The 18,351-nt window shown below is 40.7% G+C and carries 15 protein-coding genes and 3 pseudogenes; 10 read left to right on the plus strand and 8 right to left on the minus strand.

Features of this window, described 5'->3' with window-relative positions:
* Positions 1 to 98: 98 nt before the first annotated feature.
* Together AB204_RS10175 and AB204_RS10180 are read right to left on the minus strand one after the other, a co-directional pair.
* Complete coding sequence (locus AB204_RS10175; RefSeq protein WP_047963273.1) at positions 99 to 1,421, minus strand: dicarboxylate/amino acid:cation symporter; 1,323 nt, start codon at positions 1,419 to 1,421, stop codon at positions 99 to 101.
* A gap of 587 nt (positions 1,422 to 2,008) precedes the next feature.
* Positions 2,009 to 3,145 (minus strand): ABC transporter substrate-binding protein, encoded by a 1,137-nt coding sequence (locus tag AB204_RS10180; protein WP_047963274.1) that lies wholly within the window; start codon positions 3,143 to 3,145, stop codon positions 2,009 to 2,011.
* A gap of 266 nt (positions 3,146 to 3,411) precedes the next feature.
* On the opposite strand from AB204_RS10180, the gene AB204_RS10185 reads away from it, so the two are divergent.
* Positions 3,412 to 3,762, plus strand: coding sequence for a DUF6694 family lipoprotein (locus AB204_RS10185; protein WP_047963275.1), 351 nt, complete (start codon positions 3,412 to 3,414; stop codon positions 3,760 to 3,762).
* Positions 3,763 to 3,845: 83 nt separating this feature from the next.
* On the opposite strand, the gene AB204_RS10190 is transcribed toward AB204_RS10185, so the two are convergent.
* Positions 3,846 to 4,352: a SprT family zinc-dependent metalloprotease gene (locus tag AB204_RS10190; protein WP_047963276.1), complete on the minus strand. Its 507-nt coding sequence runs from the start codon at positions 4,350 to 4,352 to the stop codon at positions 3,846 to 3,848.
* A gap of 103 nt (positions 4,353 to 4,455) precedes the next feature.
* Positions 4,456 to 5,610, minus strand: a complete 1,155-nt coding sequence (gene metK / locus AB204_RS10195) for a methionine adenosyltransferase (protein WP_047963277.1) — start codon at positions 5,608 to 5,610, stop codon at positions 4,456 to 4,458.
* Between the two features lie 660 nt (positions 5,611 to 6,270).
* Between metK and speA the strand changes: the two genes are divergently transcribed.
* Positions 6,271 to 8,175, plus strand: a complete 1,905-nt coding sequence (gene speA / locus AB204_RS10200) for a biosynthetic arginine decarboxylase (RefSeq protein WP_047963278.1) — start codon at positions 6,271 to 6,273, stop codon at positions 8,173 to 8,175.
* Positions 8,176 to 8,339: 164 nt separating this feature from the next.
* On the opposite strand, the pseudogene AB204_RS21385 reads toward speA, so the two are convergent.
* Positions 8,340 to 8,435 (minus strand): annotated as a pseudogene (locus AB204_RS21385) (IS1 family transposase); the annotation flags it as partial.
* A gap of 124 nt (positions 8,436 to 8,559) precedes the next feature.
* Here AB204_RS21385 and AB204_RS10205 point away from each other — a divergent pair.
* Positions 8,560 to 8,904: a hypothetical protein gene (locus AB204_RS10205; protein WP_047963285.1), complete on the plus strand. Its 345-nt coding sequence runs from the start codon at positions 8,560 to 8,562 to the stop codon at positions 8,902 to 8,904.
* A gap of 606 nt (positions 8,905 to 9,510) precedes the next feature.
* Positions 9,511 to 10,437: an agmatinase gene (speB, locus tag AB204_RS10210; protein WP_047963279.1), complete on the plus strand. Its 927-nt coding sequence runs from the start codon at positions 9,511 to 9,513 to the stop codon at positions 10,435 to 10,437.
* Between the two features lie 94 nt (positions 10,438 to 10,531).
* Here the strand turns inward: speB and AB204_RS10215 are convergent, their stop codons facing one another.
* Positions 10,532 to 11,275: a 4'-phosphopantetheinyl transferase family protein gene (locus AB204_RS10215; protein WP_235428066.1), complete on the minus strand. Its 744-nt coding sequence runs from the start codon at positions 11,273 to 11,275 to the stop codon at positions 10,532 to 10,534.
* A gap of 148 nt (positions 11,276 to 11,423) precedes the next feature.
* Between AB204_RS10215 and galE the strand changes: the two genes are divergently transcribed.
* The 5 genes and pseudogenes from galE to AB204_RS10240 form a co-directional block, all read left to right on the plus strand.
* Complete coding sequence (gene galE, locus AB204_RS10220; RefSeq protein WP_047963280.1) at positions 11,424 to 12,443, plus strand: UDP-glucose 4-epimerase GalE; 1,020 nt, start codon at positions 11,424 to 11,426, stop codon at positions 12,441 to 12,443.
* Positions 12,444 to 12,511: 68 nt separating this feature from the next.
* Entirely contained in the window at positions 12,512 to 13,591 is a 1,080-nt protein-coding gene (locus tag AB204_RS10225; RefSeq protein WP_047963281.1) for a UDP-glucose--hexose-1-phosphate uridylyltransferase, read from the plus strand.
* A 46-nt stretch (positions 13,592 to 13,637) separates the two neighbouring features.
* Entirely contained in the window at positions 13,638 to 14,810 is a 1,173-nt protein-coding gene (galK, locus tag AB204_RS10230) for a galactokinase (RefSeq protein ID WP_047963282.1), read from the plus strand.
* A gap of 45 nt (positions 14,811 to 14,855) precedes the next feature.
* Entirely contained in the window at positions 14,856 to 15,557 is a 702-nt protein-coding gene (locus tag AB204_RS10235) for an O-methyltransferase (RefSeq protein WP_235428067.1), read from the plus strand.
* 170 nt (positions 15,558 to 15,727) lie between these two features.
* A pseudogene (locus tag AB204_RS10240) lies at positions 15,728 to 16,458 on the plus strand (IS982 family transposase); the annotation flags it as partial.
* 97 nt (positions 16,459 to 16,555) lie between these two features.
* On the opposite strand, the pseudogene AB204_RS23955 reads toward AB204_RS10240, so the two are convergent.
* A pseudogene (locus AB204_RS23955) lies at positions 16,556 to 16,742 on the minus strand (hypothetical protein); the annotation flags it as partial.
* 230 nt (positions 16,743 to 16,972) lie between these two features.
* Here AB204_RS23955 and AB204_RS10245 point away from each other — a divergent pair.
* Positions 16,973 to 17,359, plus strand: coding sequence for a cupin domain-containing protein (locus AB204_RS10245; protein ID WP_047963283.1), 387 nt, complete (start codon positions 16,973 to 16,975; stop codon positions 17,357 to 17,359).
* Here the strand turns inward: AB204_RS10245 and AB204_RS10250 are convergent, their stop codons facing one another.
* The gene (locus AB204_RS10250; protein WP_047963284.1) at positions 17,360 to 18,049 is read right to left on the minus strand and encodes a helix-turn-helix transcriptional regulator; all 690 of its coding nucleotides are present in this window, start codon (positions 18,047 to 18,049) and stop codon (positions 17,360 to 17,362) included. It abuts the gene before it with no gap.
* Between the last annotated feature and the right edge of the window lie 302 nt (positions 18,050 to 18,351).

Genomic DNA, 18,351 nt, shown 5'->3' on the forward strand with positions numbered 1-18,351 from the left:
TTAATTAACCTATGAAATGATAATTTGTTTTCCTTGGGTGAACAGAGAAAAAAGCCATCTGATTATTTGATGGCTTTTAGCATGACTTATTAAGGGGATTATTTATATTTGTTTTCTGAAGATGAATTTAATTCCATTTCTACAGATTTATTTACCTTACCATTTAATGCGTTATGCATTTTTTCTTTATCCAAGGCGTTTTCCCAGCGAGCCACAACAATACTGGCACAAGCATTACCCACTAGATTTGTTAATGCACGACATTCAGACATAAATCTATCAATGCCCAAAATAAGTGCCATACCAGCTACGGGTATACTGGGCACAACGGATAAGGTGGCGGCGAGAGTAATAAAACCAGCGCCGGTTACGCCCGCTGCACCTTTTGAACTGATCATTGCAACTAATAATAAAGAGATTTGTTCAGTAATACTGAGATCTATTCCAGTTGCCTGAGCAATAAATAATGCGGCCATAGTCATATAAATATTAGTGCCATCAAGATTAAATGAATAACCGGTTGGAATAACTAAACCAACGACTGATTTCTCACAACCGGCATTTTCCATTTTCTTCATCAAGCTGGGTAATGCTGCTTCAGAAGATGATGTTCCCAAAACTAACCATAATTCATCTTTAATATATTTAATTAGTCGGATGATAGAAAACCCATTATATTTGGCAACAGCACCCAAGATAATAAGCACAAAGAGTAATGATGTAATGTAAAAAGTCGCAATTAACATCATCAAATTGCCAATCGACGAGATACCATATTTACCGATAGTAAAAGCCATAGCCCCGAATGCACCAATAGGTGCTAATTTCATCAAAATCCCGACCATTGTAAAGACAGGCTCTGCTAAGCTCTGTAAAAACAGCAGGATAGGCTCACCTTTTTTTCCAGTCGCAGCTAAAGCAATGCCAAAAATCACAGAAATAAACAGAACCTGGAGAATATTACCATTCACAAGTGGGCTAACAACTGTTTCGGGTATGATATTCATGAGAAAACCAACGATGGATGATTCGTGAGCTTTCTCTACATAACCGATCACTTTGCTGCTATCCAGCGATTCTGGTGAAATATTCAAGCCATCACCGGGGCGAATGATATTGGCAACAACTAAACCAACAATCAAAGCAAGTGTTGAAAACGTTAAAAAATACAACATCGATTTTCCAACGACATTGCCAACGGCTTTCATATTATTCATGCCTGCTATCCCAGTGACGACCGTCAGAAAAATAACAGGAGCAATGATCATTTTCACAATTTTAATGAAAGCATCCCCTAAAGGCTTAAGGGACTCACCAATATCTGGATAAAAATGACCCAGTGCTATACCTAGCAGGATGGCGAAGATAACTTGAATATAAAGTATCTTATATAAAGGTTTTTTTTTGAGGGTGTTAGGCATGGATGTTCCTGTATTTAAATACCCGTTGTTTTTTAAGTTGTCGCTTTGTTGGTTGCGCTCATTCACCCCAGTCACATAGTTATCTATTTTTCTGAAAATTCATTCACTCTTCACCGTGTGACAACTTAAAATCTATTGGTATATATTTTATCATTACTTTTTTTTATTATTTGCAATGATTTATAAATTCATGGGTAAAATGTTTCGTGTTTTTTAATTTATGTTACTTTTCATTTATATTGTTTTTTCATTGGGGATAACACCTTATTTTAAAATAGAATATAGTCATGTTATTAACAAATTGTTTTGATTTACTCAGAAATATCAACAGGAAATAGATTTTAAACTCCTTATTTTATGTGAATTGTTGGATTTGTACGCTATTAACGAATGGACGATGTTGTATGCGTATTCAGTATAAAACAAGGTTATCTTCCACTTTATAGTCCAAATCTGAATTCGAGTGTTCGGCTGAGAATAATGGAAGAATATATGCTAAAAATTTTTTATTTTGTGAAATAGAAGGCATTTTTAGTTATGAGGTGATAACCCACTTGAAAAACAAGTGGGCTCAATTTGGAAGAAAATTATTTTGCTGTTATCCAGAAAACGCCACTGCCATCAAGTGCTGTGAACGTTTTATGCACATAAATATTATCAGCGTGAGGATCGATGTCCTTGAAGAGATTGGGGTGTAACCATTTTGCAATGGCTTCTACGGCGATAATATTGAATGGAGTATCATAATATTGATGATAAATCGCCATGACGCGTTTTTCGCGATACGATTTCAAAATCTTCAGCTTGGGGCGCGAGAGCAATTTTTGAAAACGTTTCTCTGATGTTGCCAGATCTCCTGTATAGCCCAGCGGAACTGATTGGCTGTTTGAGTGCACTGTATCCCAGTCTGCTACGGTCATCAGGTAATAATCGGGATTGCTGGTCAGCAATTGCTCCTCGTTAATCTTTCCACCCATGCCTGAAAACCATTTGCTGCCCATATTATCGCCACCCGCAGCAGCAACAAACTCCCCGAAATTATTGGTGGCAAAGGTATTGCAGCAATCTTCAGCACCTAACATACCTGCATGACGCTCAATAAAAATGCTGGGGAGCTGTTCCGGAGGTAATGCAGCAATGCGCTCATTAATCATAGATAAGCGATTTTCGTAAAACTGAATGAATTTATTGGCATTCTCTTCCTGCTTAAAAACTTTTCCTAGTAGTTTCATACTGGGGACTGTATTAGACAGGGGATATTGGCGAAAATCGATGAAAATAACAGGGATGCCCATTTTTTCTAATAAGTTAATGGTATTGCTGCTATCCAGTTTGGGTTTCAGTCCGATATCAAAAATAACCAGATCTGGCGAGTAAGTCATGGCTTTTTCGACACTGAAATCACTGGTGTAAGGGTTAGGAAAGACCGGAATGTTCCTTAATTGAGGGAATTTCTTTTCGTAGGCAGTGGCAAGATCAGGCGCTTTTTTCTCCAGTGCATTATCCCACGCAACAATGCCTTTAAGTGGCTCTGAGGGATGTAAAATATTTAGGGCAATAAGTACCCGGCTATCCGCCAGCATGGCTCGTTCAACAGGTGCATTGACTGTAACTGTGCGACCGGCAACATCTTTGACTGTAATTTTTTCTGCCTGAGCATATAACGGTAACGATATGAATAATACAGATAGAAAATATTTTATAGCGTTATGAATAGAAGGCATTTTTTCTCCTTTTGTCATAATTCATCTTCATTTTGATGCCAATTTTTGATGCCAATGATGAAGAGTTAATAAAGACATCCCACTGATATAACATAAAAACAGTGTCTGGATACTAATTGACTGGAATTTATTTATCGTTAATTCAGCAAGGTAATCAATAAGAAAATTATGAATATTCCTGATTTAATAAGAAAAATTTTTATTAGAACGACTTACTTGTTCACCATCTGCTATTATTACCCTATCGGTAATAGGCGGGGTTGAGCATGAAAAAATTGTTGGCAATGTGTTTATTGGGTGTTGCATTAGTGGGGTGTGATAATCAACTCAAAATTGATGGAACAAATGAAATAGCGGCAAAAACATCCATTGAGAAAATCAGAGATACTTTACCAGAAGATAAAAAATTACAATTTGATGATTCATTAAATATTACCATGATAAATAGTATCGACTTTGATGATTTGTTCAAGGATAACAAAAACGGGAATATCAAGTATGGAGATATCCAAAAGTTAGAACAGAGATTTTATCAATCCCTTGATGGAAAAACGGCAGATCAGGTTATTGAAGAGGCAGAAAAAATTAAAACGAATAGCGTGAGCAGTAAGCAGTAGATAAAGATATTCGTAGCCCATACGCGGTGATATTGATTCAGGTTTCTTAAATAAGGTGCTCTGATTGTGGGGCATCTTGTTGTTTATGTTGGCTCTAATAATATTAATTTTTCTCCACATTGCCGACAAACGTAGCAACTCTTTCCTTTAATAACTTTGTTGTGTTGTCTTATTGTCAGCTCATGTTGCTGGCAGTGACAAGCATAAGTGAATATTTTACTGCGAACAGAATTTACTGGAAATTGATGTGTCCGGTTGGCCGGAACTTTAAGCACGGTTTCCATAAGGAAACGCCACTCTTTTCCGTGTGGGGCGACTTTGCCAAACTGATAATAAACCAATAAATGAGCCAGTTCGTGAGGGATCACCTGATTAATAAATGCTTGTTGATTTTCTATCAACAAAACTGGATTCAGGCGGATTTCCCAATCTTGCAATCGGGCGCTGCCTGCGATTGTGCCTCTTTGCTGATAGGTTACGCTAGGCTCAGGAAAAGCTTTTTGCAGAAAATCACTTGCTAGTGCCAGCTTTTGTCTCATGGTACGCATAACAGCTTGCTGTAAGGAAAGGGGAACTCTGACGGATTTCATCACGGCTATATACTGTATTCTTGATATGAAATTTATTATAACTGGCTGACTAGTTATAAAAAAACCCGCAGAATATTTGCGGGTTTTGTAGATTAGCAAAGAATTATTTCAATCCTGCTGCTGAACGCAGAATTTCTGCTTTATCTGTTGCTTCCCACGGGAATTGTTCACGACCAAAATGACCGTATGCCGCAGTATCACGATAGATTGGGTGCAGAAGATCCAGCATCTTAATCAAACCGTAAGGGCGCAAGTCAAAGAATTCACGCACTAATTGAGTCAACGTTGCAGTTGACACTTTCTCTGTTCCGAATGTTTCTACCATGATGGATGTTGGTTCTGCAACACCGATGGCATAGGACACTTGGATCTCACAGCGATCAGCCAGACCTGCTGCAACAATATTTTTGGCAACATAACGTGCTGCATAGGCAGCAGAGCGGTCAACTTTAGATGGATCTTTACCTGAGAATGCACCGCCACCATGACGAGCCATACCACCGTAGGTATCTACGATGATCTTACGGCCAGTCAGACCACAGTCACCCATCGGCCCACCAATAACGAAACGACCCGTTGGATTGATGAAATATTTGGTCATTGGAGTCAGCCATTCAGTTGGCAGTACAGGCTTGATAATTTCATCCATCACGGCTTCTTGCAGCACTTTTTGATCGATATTTTCGGCATGCTGGGTAGAAAGCACAACGGCATCAATACCGACTATTTTGCCGTTATCGTACTGGAATGTGACCTGACTTTTCGCATCAGGGCGTAGCCATGGCAGGGTGCCGTTTTTACGAACTTCAGCCTGACGCTCAACCAAACGGTGTGCATAAGTAATAGGTGCTGGCATGAAAACATCGGTTTCATTGGTCGCATAGCCAAACATCAAGCCCTGATCACCTGCACCTTGCTCCAGAGGATCTGCGCGATCAACACCCTGATTGATATCAGGAGATTGTTTACCAATTGCACTGATAACAGCGCATGAACTGGCATCAAAACCCATATCTGAGCTGGTATAGCCGATTTCACGTACTGTACGGCGAGTAATTTCTTCAATATCAACCCAAGCACTGGTAGTGATTTCGCCACCCACCATGACCATGCCAGTTTTAACATAAGTTTCGCAGGCAACACGTGCTTTGGGATCTTGTTCTAAGATTGCATCAAGGACGGCGTCGGAAATCTGATCGGCAATTTTGTCTGGATGTCCTTCTGAAACAGATTCAGAAGTAAAAAGATGTGTAGTCATTATATTTGCTTACCTTAAATATAATCTTGGTTTAAGGGTGGATGTTTTACCATCTAGATGGCTATTTTAAGTTACTCTTGCTAAGGTTGCCAGTCTTTTTAATTTTAAATATCTTTAATGGTGTGACATTTTAGTTTTCATTACTACCAACTATGGGTTTGTTGAGGCTCATTTAAATAAATTTCATTTTGCAATTTTATTGGTTTGAAGGTATAAACTGCGCGCGTAGCATGAGTCATTTTTGCACTTGAAGTTACAGGCGCTTGCAGGAGATGTACGTGTGTCCTGCTTCTCAATTGAGAAACGGCTTGCGATAGGTGAGCCATGTGGGGTGAATGGGGTTATGAACCATTATCTGCTGATTATTAACGGCCAACAGCCACATTGTGCCATTGATGTATCCACATCTTATTCCTTCCTTTCCGATATGAATTCATTTCGATGTTACCCGCAGTATATAAGCAAGCAGGCAATATCGAGTTGGCATCATATAGTCACACAGTAAGTACATTGTTTAGTTTCTTCTAAACGTTCCTATAATTTTAGAGCATGCTGTTCCCTGACATTTTTTAATGCGCAAGATACGCACGATAAAATAGTGCCTTGGGTGATTGACTTTACAGGTGAAGGCAAATCTCGACTCCATGTAAGGAGACTGCCATGAATGATAATATCGCTCGCAAAATGCGCCAGACCTATAACATCGCATACTGGGGCGGCAGCTATTACTATGTCAATGATCTGGGCAATGTTAGTGTTTGTCCAAACCCTGATTTGCCGGAAGCTCAGATTGAGCTTGCCGATTTGGTGAAAAAAGTTCAGGAAGAAAAAAAACAGCTGCGCTTACCGGCGTTGTTTTGTTTCCCCCAGATTTTGCAACATCGTCTGCGTTCCATTAATGCAGCGTTCAGACGTGCGCGTGAATCTTACGGTTATAAAGGGAATTATTTTCTGGTGTATCCGATCAAGGTCAATCAGCATCGCCGTGTTATTGAAACACTGGCAAACGCTGATGAACCTGTTGGATTGGAGGCAGGCTCTAAAGCGGAATTAATGGCAGTATTAGCCCATGCTGGCATGACAGGTACTGTAATTGTCTGTAATGGTTATAAGGATCGCGAATATATTCGTTTGGCGTTGATCGGTGAAAAGCTGGGACACAAAGTGTATCTGGTTATCGAGAAGATGTCTGAAATTGAGATGGTTTTGGAAGAAGCTAAGCGTCTTAATGTGATCCCCCGTTTGGGAGTACGGGCGCGTTTGGCATCTCAAGGTTCAGGTAAATGGCAGGCCAGCGGCGGTGAAAAATCCAAGTTTGGTCTGGCGGCGTCACAGGTATTGCAATTGGTTGAAACCCTGCGTTCAGCAGGTCGGTTGGACAGTTTACAACTGCTGCATTTCCATTTGGGTTCCCAATTGGCAAATATTCGTGATGTGGCAACCGGTGTGCGTGAATCTGCCCGTTTTTACGTCGAGCTGTCTAAACTGGGTGTTGATATTCAGTGCTTTGACGTTGGTGGCGGTTTGGGGGTTGATTATGAAGGCACGCGCTCTCAGTCAGAATGTTCCGTTAACTACGGCCTGAATGAATACGCGAATAACGTTATCTGGGGAATTGGTGACGCGTGTGAAGAGCACGGTTTGCCTCATCCAACCGTTATTACGGAATCCGGTCGCGCATTGACTGCCCACCATACGGTCTTGGTCTCCAATGTCATTGGGGTAGAACATAATGAGTTTACCGAAACAACGCCGCCAGCAGAAGATGCTACACGCCCTCTGACCAGCCTGTGGGAGACATGGTTGGAAATGCAATCTGACGGTAACCGTCGTTCCCTGCGTGAGTGGCTGCATGACAGCCAGTTTGACCTGCACGAGGTTCATACCCAATATGCCCACGGTATGTTGAGTTTGTCGGAGCGGGCATGGGCAGAAGAACTGTATTTAAATATTTGCCGCCACATTCAGCAGGATCTTGATCCAAGCAACCGTGCTCATCGTCCGATCATTGATGAATTGCAGGAACGCATGGCTGATAAATTCTATGTGAATTTCTCGTTGTTCCAGTCGATGCCGGATGCATGGGGGATTGGTCAGTTATTCCCTGTCCTGCCAATTGAAGGATTGGATAAGCCTTTGGATCGCCGTGCTGTTCTGCTGGATATTACCTGTGACTCTGACGGTACGATTGATCATTATGTTGACGGCGATGGTGTGGCAACAACGATGCCAATGCCCGCTTATGATCCAGAAAATCCGCCATTGATTGGTTTCTTTATGGTTGGGGCGTATCAGGAAATTCTGGGTAACATGCATAATTTGTTTGGCGATACAGCAGCCATTGATGTTTATGTTGCAGAGAATGGTACGGTGACTTATCGGCAGAGCGAAGAAGGTGATTCTGTCGCCAATATGCTCCAGTATGTCAAATTGGACCCGCAGGTACTGTTGACCCACTTCCGTAATCAGGTGAAATCGGCCGATCTGGATGAAAATTTGCAGGAGCAATTCCTGCAAGAGTTTGAAAGTGGCCTGTATGGTTACACCTATTTGGAAGAGGAGTAATCCTGATTAGTCATTGAGCTTCATAAATAGTCATTCTTAGTCAGGTAGTTTATATAATAACTTGATTTTGAGTGGCTATTTTTTATTCATCATACTGATAGTGACTCTTGTTGCATATTTTAATGCTGCTGGTTAGAAATGGATCTATTATTTGAAACAGCGAATTATTTGTCGTGCATCTCTTCCGATTTGGAATAACCCAGCATTTTTCGGTTCAGTCTTTTTAAACGTGTACGGAGTGTCAGGTTGGTTATTTCCATATCAACTTTAACCATATCTCACCAATAAAAATGGGGAAGTTTATCACAACATCCAATTTTTGGAGGCGTGACCTAAATTTTAGTATGTTATACTGTCAGAAATTTTAGGAAGAGGGTGGGTGAAATGACCCAATCTTTATTCAGTTATATATTGGCTATAAAATCGTTATCCTCGCCTGTTAAGATCATCTCAAAAAATGAGAGAGTTAATTTTTTGACAGATGAAAACTCTATTATTGAAGATAAAGAAATTATTTATTCATTTGATAATGGAGTGAAAATTATCTATCTGGAGGAGTCCGAAAAATTGGAGGATGAATATCCTGAACAATTATGTCAGGAGAAATGGGTGAGTTATAAGGTATTAGATAGTAAAGGATTTACAATCACTCCTCGTGAAAAAAACTTTTATAATATATGTCAGGAAAAGTATTGGGTTAAAAATCAGATGGTTCAGAATACAATGTAATAAAATTACCGAAGTCATAATTTATCTGTAAAACAACTCATTTTGCAGTGATACAGATACTTTTCAGAAAACCTCTATTGATTTACCCTTGATGATAACGGTGTTATTATTTTTAAAGAGGTTTAATACGTCATCCTGAAATTGATCAAATAACATCTGCCAGTTTTAATATTCCTTCCTCAATCCCTCTCGTATGCTTAAGGTAACCATCTGTCACCGTGCTTGGGTGAGTTTGTGACTTGTCCTTTATCTTGAATCGGGTGCTATCCTCGCAAGTACCTAAAATGCCTGTTTGATATTTTATGGGATGAACTTCTCAAAGTTGTGGCAAGTAGAAAACATGTCTAATACTATATGAATTTAGTCGTTAAACTGAAGATGCTTTGGGGATTTTTCTGGTTTGTACGTGAAAAGTGCGCATTTGTTTCTTTCGTTTTGGATTGATTGCTAACATTTTGTTTTATTTGAATTTAAAATGATAGCGTATTTGGAAGATTAATCTTCTGGCGTAAATAAGCCTCCATGCCACTCGTTATTGCCCACCATTGAATATTATCAATATTGGGTACTGATAATAGGCAGGTATGGGACTTTTGAGGATATATCATGAGTATTAGCTCCTTAGGAAACCAAATTGATAATTCTTTGGTTTCAAATGCCTTCGGCTTCCTGCGTTTTCCGTTGAACTTTCAACCCTATTCCAGTGATGCGGAATGGGTGATTACCGGTATTCCTTTTGATATGGCAACATCGGGGCGCGCGGGCAGCCGCCACGGGCCAGCCGCCATTCGTCAGGTATCGACTAATCTGGCGTGGGAAAGCAGCCGTTGGCCGTGGAACTTTAGCTTACGCAAGCGCCTGAATGTGGTGGATTGCGGGGATCTGGTATTTAACTTCGGTGATGCCCAGGATATGAGTGATAAGTTGCAGGCACATGCTGAAAAGGTGCTGGCATCGGGTAAACGTATGCTGTCTTTCGGTGGTGATCACTTTGTCACTTTGCCACTGTTGCGTGCCCATGCGAAACACTTCGGCAAAATGGCGCTGATCCATTTTGATGCTCATACGGACACTTATCCGAATGGCAGTAAATTTGATCATGGTACGATGTTTTACCATGCACCAAATGAAGGGCTGATAGATCCTCATCATTCAGTACAAATCGGTATTCGTACTGAGCATGATACTGATAACGGTTTCACGGTGCTGGATGCTGGTCAGGTTAATGATCGCGGTGTTGATGGTGTTGTTGAACAGATCAAAGCAGTGGTTGGTGATCTGCCAATTTATCTGACATTTGATATTGATTGCCTTGATCCGGCTTTTGCTCCGGGCACAGGAACACCAGTGATTGGTGGGTTGACATCAGATCGCGCATTGAAAATAGTGCGTGGCTTGCAGCCGCTGAATATCGTTGGCATGGATGTGGTGGAAGTAGCACCGGCTTATGATCAATCCGAAATTACGGCGCTGGCTGCTGCTACCATTGGATTGGAGCTGCTGTATTTGCAGGCTTCTAAGAAAGATGTTTAGTGTATTGAGCCAATAGGTTATTTGTACCTATTGTAAACTGTTTTTGAAGGCTCACTTTTCATGTGGGCCTTTATTATTAATTTTGTGATTAAATTTAACTCACAATATATGTCAGCACTTGCTGTCGGGGCATGAGAGCAAAATTTCCATTAAATTGCGAGCCAGCTTGATACTTATCAGATAATGTTTGCAGCAGTTTGATGCCCACAGAGTGGTCATTACAATTAATGGATGTAATTTCAGCCGCATGGAAATCAAAAAAGCGTTTTACATGGGGATAAAGTGCCTTAAAAAGGCTCTCTTTGATGGAGAACGCAAGGGTGAATGCCTGTTCAAAAGATAATGCGCATTCCTTCAGTAGTGCCACTTCGTTGTTATTGATGATGCTGGATGAAACGCTTTCGACGATGTCTGATTTAATCACTTGTTCGATATCCACGCCGATTATCCGGTATTGATCACAATGAGCGGCAAACGCAATAGCACAGTTGGTTGAGTGAGAGATGGAACCACAAATATTGTCAGGCCAGATTGGGGAGCGGTCTTGGGCATTGGTTACCTGAAAATCAGGGTAACCCAGGTTATTTAAAACTTGTTGGGTACAATAGCGGGCTGCCAGATATTCCGCCCGCCGCTTATTAACGGCATTCTGTAATCTGGCCGGATAGGTAATTCCATATTCATCAAATAATGTATCCTGATAGCCGGCCTGATCAAAATAGGTTTGCATGACTTGAATATCAGGATGTTCTGATAGTATTCCTGTTTGTATTTCATTGAAAAAACTATTGTTTATGGTAGTGGCTTGGGCAGGGGTAAAAGTGATTTTTTTCATCATGGGTTTTTTATTGTTAACTGTAATTATCAGATAGTGGATCATTCGAAAATGGTGATTACCTGATTTTGCCATATTTTAGTTTTAGTTCACTAATGCGCTGACTCTTTTTATACTCTGCCTTGTTATCATTTTTAAAAAAGAGGTTAATGTGGAAATATTAGTGACAGGTGGAATGGGGTATATCGGTAGCCATACTTGTGTTCAAATGCTTGAAGCAGGAATGACGCCGATCATCATTGATAATCTGTGCAATGCCAATCGTGAAGTATTGGCGCGAATTGAGGCATTGACTGGCGTTCAGCCCCTGTTTTATGAGGGGGATATTCGTGATGAATCATTCCTTGATGCCATTTTCGCCCGCCATCAAATTCAGTCGGTTATTCACTTTGCCGGCTTGAAAGCTGTTGGTGAATCTGTCGCTAAGCCTATCGAATATTATGACAACAATGTCAATGGAACGCTGGTACTGGTGCGTAGCATGCACAAAGCGGGCGTAAAAAGCATCATTTTCAGTTCATCCGCAACGGTATATGGCGATCCTGATATCGTACCGATCACTGAACAATCTGCTGTAGGAAATACGACGAATCCTTATGGTACCAGCAAGTATATGGTGGAGCGCTGCTTGTCTGACCTTCATCATGCAGAAAATGATTGGTCTGTAGTGTTATTGCGTTATTTTAATCCGGTTGGTGCTCATCCGTCAGGTACGATGGGCGAAGATCCCCAAGGTATTCCGAACAACTTAATGCCTTATATTGCTCAGGTTGCGGTAGGCCGTCGGGAAAAGTTGTCTGTTTATGGAAATGATTATCCGACTTCTGACGGTACAGGAGTGCGCGATTATATTCATGTGATGGATTTGGCTGATGGACATATTGCTGCACTCAATGCTGTTGGCAAGAAATCAGGCTTGCATATCTACAATCTGGGAACAGGAAAAGGCACCAGCGTACTGGAAATGGTAGAAGCTTTCAGTCATGCATGTGGTAAACCCGTTGCTTATGAAATCTGTCCTCGTCGTCCGGGTGATATTGCCGAGTGTTGGTCAAGTCCGGAAAAAGCCGGGCATGAGTTGGGCTGGAAAGCAAATCGCACCATCGTGGAAATGACCGCAGATGCGTGGCGCTGGCAGTCCCAAAATCCCAATGGCTATAATGTGAAATAACCAAAAAGTGTGAAATAACAAAAAACTCTGGCTCTCGGTGGCGTGGTGAAGATAAAGAGAATCCAATTATGCCAAAGATGCAGTTCAATCCCGTTGATTGTCCACATAGGCGATATAACCCTTTGACGGGTAAATGGATTATTGTTTCACCACACAGGGCCAGACGGCCGTGGAGTGGCATTGATGAAAAGCCACTCCACGTTGAATTGCCGAATTACGATGAACACTGTTTTTTATGCCCGAATAACATCCGGGCTTCCGGTGATAGCAATCCAAATTATCAAGGTGTCTATGTATTTCAGAATGATTATTCCGCCTTGTTACCGGAATCTTTTGATATCACTTCTGCCGATAACCCGCTATTTAAAATTGAACCAGTGAGTGGTGTTTGTCGGGTACTCTGTTTTTCTCCGGATCACAGCAAAACATTGCCGGAACTGCCATTGGAACAGATCCGTCATGTCATTGACGCGTGGAATTCACAAATTGAAGAACTGAGCCAACGTTATATTTGGGTTCAGGTTTTTGAGAATAAAGGGGAAATGATGGGATGCTCTCAGCCACACCCCCACGGGCAGATTTGGGCCAGTGATTTTTTGCCTGATGAATTGGTACGTAAGGATGAATTGTTGCAACAATATTATTGCCAGCAAGGTACTAACTTATTGCTGGATTATATTGAAGCGGAGATGAAAGAGGGTTCACGTTCTGTTGTGGAGACAGAACACTGGCTGGCGGTTGTACCTTATTGGGCGATGTGGCCGTTTGAAACTATGTTATTGCCGAAAAGTCATGTTCGTCGTATGAATGAATTAACAGAGGTTCAACGTGATGATTTAGCGGTGGCGATTAAAAAACTGACCAGTCGGTATGACAATCTGTTTCAATGTAATTTTCCCTATTCGATGGGCTGGCATTTTGCCCCTTTCTTCAAACATCAATGTGATACCAACCTTGAAATTAAAGAGCGCGATATTGAACACTGGCAGCTACATGCGTTGTTTTACCCGCCGTTATTGCGTTCAGCCACTGTCCGTAAGTTTATGGTAGGTTATGAAATGTTGGCGGAGTCTCAGCGTGATCTGACACCAGAACAAGCCGCCCGGCGCTTGCGTAATGTCAGTGATGTCCATTTTAAGACGCGTTAATGCTTGATCATGTTTGATCAAACACGTTTATGGAGGAAACATCGTGATGAAGGCTTTAATCCAAAACGTTACTGAATCTTTTAATACGTGTTTTTATTACTCTCCAACACACTTTTTTCAGGCTCCCGGGCGGGTAAATCTAATCGGTGAACATACGGATTATAACGAGGGATTCGTTTTACCTTGCACAATTAATTTTCAGACAATCGTTGCAGCGGCTAAACGTAAGGATTCACGGATTCGGGTTATTGCCGTTGATTATCACAATGAACGTGACGAATTTGATCTCTCCCAACCGATTTTATTTCAGCCAGAAAAAAGATGGGCAAATTATATTCGTGGCGTAGTGAAGTATCTGATGGAACGTGGCTATTTATTTAACGGCATGGATATTGCCGTCAGTGGCAATATTCCACAAGGTGCGGGTTTGAGTTCGTCAGCGTCTCTGGAAGTGGTCATTGGGCAGACGATCAAATCGCTTTATCAGCTTGATATCACGCCCAAAGAGATTGCATTGAACGGGCAGCAGGCAGAGAACCAATTTGTTGGTTGCAATTCCGGCATTATGGATCAGTTAATTTCTGCTTGCGGAGAAGAAAATCATGCTTTGCTGATTGATTGTCGCACGTTGGAAACTCAAGCTGTGCGCATGCCGGATAATATGGTTGTGATGATCATTCATTCCAATAAGCAGCGTGGCTTGGTGGATAGTGAATACAACACTCGCCGACAGCAATGTGAAAAAGCCGCCCGTCTTTTAGGCGTAAAGGCGTTGCGTGATCTATCCCTTGGTGATTTTAATACCAGACAGGCGCGGCTTGATGCGTTGCTCATCAAACGTGCCCGTCATGTGATCACTGAAAATGCACGAACTGAGGCAGCAGCAGATGCTTTAAGGGCTGGCGATTTATTTCGGCTGGGCCAGCTTATGGCAGAATCCCATATTTCCATGCGTGATGATTTTGAAATTACTGTCAGCGAAATTGATATGCTGGTTGAGATTGTGAAAAACGCGATTAGTGATCGTGGCGGTATTCGCATGACAGGGGGCGGTTTTGGCGGCTGTATCGTGGCATTGATCGCTCCTGATTTAGTAGAAAGTGTAAAAAAAGCGATCGAACAGCAATACGAAGCTAAAACAGGTTTAAAAGCCACTATCTATATTTGTCAGGCGGTAAAAGGGGCTTGCCAGCTTATTCCGGCAAAATTGAATGTTTGAAAACAGGTGGAATATTAGTTTTAACTACAAAAAAGGAGTATGACTATGAGTTCTGATCTGCAACAAGCAACGCTATATCAACAAATGCTACAACAGCAATGGACAGACGTTGATAATTATCTTAAGCAAACGCTGTTACCCCCATCTCCACATCTTGAACAGACACTTGAATACAATGCCAGTCAAGGGTTGCCAGCTATTGATGTTTCTGCGCTACAAGGGCAATTTTTGATGATGATGGTGCAAATAAGTGGCGCAAAACGTATTCTCGAAATTGGTACGTTAGGGGGATATAGCACTCAATGTATGGCAAAGGCATTACCCGATGACGGCCTGCTGATCACACTGGAAAAAGATCCCAGAGTAGCCGCAGTGGCTCAACACAATATCGAACGTGCGCAGCTTGACCATAAGATCAACATTATTGTGGGAGATGCCGCTGACACTTTGCAGAAACTGGATACAGAAGCCTCCTTTGATTTGATTTTTATTGATGCTGATAAGCAGAGCAGTTTGTTATATCTCGATTGGGCAATCAAACTAAGCCATCCGGGAAGCGTTATCATCATGGATAACGTGATCCGTGAAGGTGCGATTTTGCATGAGCAGCGTAGTGAACTTGTTGAGGGCGTGCGGCAGGCACTGGATAGTATGATTAACCGATCCGATGTCACTGTAACCGCCCTACAGACTGTAGGGGACAAAGGTTGGGATGGATTTGCATTATTACGGGTAACGGGTAAATAGACGGGTAAATACGGACAAAGAGCTTATCCAATAAATTTTTAAATTACAGAAATAATAGGTTACAAAAAGGATGGTTTATTAAAACTAAACCATCCTTGATTTAATATTAACCTGAATTCTGGATAAGACATTGACGAAGTGCCTGTTCCAAGAGCAAAGTTTTGGTGCACACCAAAATGTCGCATTACCGTGATTTTAAAAATTTTTATCTGGAACATATTTGGCAATATCATCATAACGATTTTCCCACCTTGCTCAGTTATACCCGTTTTGTCAGTGTCGCCCCTTCCGTTTTGGTGCCCCTGTGCAGTTATTTGACGCAATTAAAAGGAAAACCCATGGGGATTGCTTTTATTGATTCCACGAGTTTGCGTGTGTGCCATAACGTCCGTATTCCCCGCCATAAGGTGTTTAAGGGGGTAGCAACACGAGGAAAACCTCAATGGGATGGTTTCACGGTTTCAAATTACATTTGATTGTTAACCATCAGGGCGAAATTCTGGCGCTTAAAGTGACAGCGGGTAATGTGGATGATCGGGAACCTGTTCAAGCATTAGCAAAAGAATTAACGGGTGTTCTGTATGGTGACAAAGGTTATCTTAGCCAGGAACTGGCAGATGATTTAGCTCAAACCGGTGTCACTTTCATCACGACAAAGCGCCGTAACATGAAAGCCCGTGTGCTGGCTGAGTGGGATAAGGCAGTGTTATCAAAGCGTTTTATCATCGAGACAATTAATGGGCAATTAAAAACAATTTCTCAAATAGAATATTCTCGCCACCGAAGTATAAAAGGATTTCTGTTGACCGTTTTAGGTGGTGTGATTGCTTACTGCCTTAAATGGAAGAAACCATCACTGAAAGTTTTCTACTCAGAAGAAGATTCTCCAGTGACGGCTTAAACGGAATTCAGGTTATTATTAAAAAATAATTTACACTTTTTGATAGTTTATTGAAGATCAAATAGGGATCGCCTCAGAAAACGGAATTTAAAGCACGTTAAGCCAATTTTAATTGCCGCAGGGGCCTGAATTTTCCGGCTCCAATGCCGACACGACTACTCAGAACCCCTACTCCATACATAATCTCCGGTCAGATTGACATTAATCCGGCTTACAGCCCCATTAATATGCTCCCAATCAAGCGGAGACAGATACGGAAGTACTGAGTTAACTATCTCAAGCCCCTCTATTTGGGGCTTTTTCTATTGTGCTTTATTTTCCGTTTTCTGAGACGATCCCAATGAATGTGTTTTCCCTGGTGTAAGCAAAAAGAGTAATGTTATTTAAAATAAATGAGACAAGGTTATGATAATTGTAAAAATTTATTTTTTTTGCAGATATATTAATGTTAAATTTAAATACCTAGCCTAACAAAGAGTAAAAAGTACTCATATTAAAATATAAGGATGTAATTGTGATAGAGTTCGCTAGTTTTTCTACAGAAGATGCGATCAAAGATGATGCTGTTGGTATTTCAGTCAGACAGATGATAAAAAAAGAAGGACTAAACGCTTATGCGACAGTTATTAATGCAGGAAAGAGAGTTGGGTGTCATAACCACAGTATCGGAGATGAATGGTATATAATACTTTCTGGTGATGGGGAAATCTGGACGGGTGAAGTATTAGATAATGAAGTTAATAATATCCAAAAAAGGCAATTTTCTCAGGGGGATATTTTTTGTATTTATCCAAACACAGCACATCAACTTGTCGCTTATGAAAATGTAAAATTAATATTTTTATGCCCAGAGTCCCATCTATCCCATGATAGGACTCGTTTTTCAGATATATGTGAATAATTACTTTGCAAAAGTGATCGACTGTGATTCCCTGAAAAAATTTTCAGGGATATAGTTAGCTATGTTATTTTCATAACAATATCCAACCAAATCTTTCTTACATTTTACCCCTGTTTTTTGATACAGTTTTTGGATGTAATTGCCGATTGTTCTGTTAGACAGAAATAACCTTTCAGCGATATCTTTAGTAGAAAATCCTTGCAGAATATAAAACACTATTTCCCATTCTCTTTTACTAAAAAACTCTGATGGAGGTGTAAAAACTAATGATGTTTGTATATTTATTTTGTTTAGCTTTTCTAGTGTTATAGTATCTACTGGTCTTCCATGGAAAATGGTGCCTCTGCATGTCCCATTTTCATCAATTAATGGATATTTATCGAAATACCAGGGTTGAAGGTAGGTTAGATTTTGAAAAGGATGAATTTCAATAGAGGTAACCCGATCTAATAATGTTTCAACTTTCCTGTCGTGTTTCTGAAATTCATCCTGAAATTTTGCCGTTGATGCTGGAAGTTCACCATCAAAATGGCCTTCTACATCATATCCTTTAGGAAGGGAGAGTAATTTATGATATTTTTTATTAGCATATATAAATTTTGAGGTATGATCTTTCGCACCCCACGGCTCACTACTAATTTCCCAAAATTTTATTAGCGGCCTAATCAAATTCTCTACTGAACAATTCATACGCTACCTTCTGAAAATCATCCTGATTAATTATTCTTTCTCATATTTATAATTTTAAATATGAAATAATATTACTCTAGTTTCATGGTTTAGCGTTTTCAGATTAACGGCTTAAGTAAAAATATTCAATAATAAAATCAATTAGAGGTGACAGATTAATTATGTGAATTTTTTGCCTGAATGGGGTACAAATGGAGACCATAAAAATCTGTGGGGCACTTTATTAGTGTTGCAAAAACGAGGAATGTAATGAACGCATCCCAACCACTGAACCTTTGGCACCGTGCTGGAATTGAGAGATG

Source organism: Xenorhabdus khoisanae (assembly GCF_001037465.1).
In the GTDB taxonomy this organism is placed as follows: Bacteria; Pseudomonadota; Gammaproteobacteria; order Enterobacterales; family Enterobacteriaceae; genus Xenorhabdus; species Xenorhabdus khoisanae.

Excerpts from the sequence above, each read along its gene's own strand:
- AB204_RS10205 (WP_047963285.1), top strand. The coding sequence starts at position 8,560 with ATGACCCAATCTTTATTCAGTTATATATTGGCTATAAAATCGTTATCC.
- AB204_RS10225 (WP_047963281.1), top strand. The coding sequence starts at position 12,512 with ATGCCAAAGATGCAGTTCAATCCCGTTGATTGTCCACATAGGCGATAT.
- AB204_RS10215 (WP_235428066.1), bottom strand. The coding sequence starts at position 11,275 with ATGATGAAAAAAATCACTTTTACCCCTGCCCAAGCCACTACCATAAAC.
- metK (WP_047963277.1), bottom strand. The coding sequence starts at position 5,610 with ATGACTACACATCTTTTTACTTCTGAATCTGTTTCAGAAGGACATCCA.
- galK (WP_047963282.1), top strand. The coding sequence starts at position 13,638 with ATGAAGGCTTTAATCCAAAACGTTACTGAATCTTTTAATACGTGTTTT.
- AB204_RS10185 (WP_047963275.1), top strand. The coding sequence starts at position 3,412 with ATGAAAAAATTGTTGGCAATGTGTTTATTGGGTGTTGCATTAGTGGGG.
- AB204_RS10175 (WP_047963273.1), bottom strand. The coding sequence starts at position 1,421 with ATGCCTAACACCCTCAAAAAAAAACCTTTATATAAGATACTTTATATT.
- speB (WP_047963279.1), top strand. The coding sequence starts at position 9,511 with ATGAGTATTAGCTCCTTAGGAAACCAAATTGATAATTCTTTGGTTTCA.
- AB204_RS10250 (WP_047963284.1), bottom strand. The coding sequence starts at position 18,049 with ATGAATTGTTCAGTAGAGAATTTGATTAGGCCGCTAATAAAATTTTGG.
- AB204_RS10235 (WP_235428067.1), top strand. The coding sequence starts at position 14,856 with ATGAGTTCTGATCTGCAACAAGCAACGCTATATCAACAAATGCTACAA.
- AB204_RS10180 (WP_047963274.1), bottom strand. The coding sequence starts at position 3,145 with ATGCCTTCTATTCATAACGCTATAAAATATTTTCTATCTGTATTATTC.
- AB204_RS10190 (WP_047963276.1), bottom strand. The coding sequence starts at position 4,352 with ATGAAATCCGTCAGAGTTCCCCTTTCCTTACAGCAAGCTGTTATGCGT.
- speA (WP_047963278.1), top strand. The coding sequence starts at position 6,271 with ATGAATGATAATATCGCTCGCAAAATGCGCCAGACCTATAACATCGCA.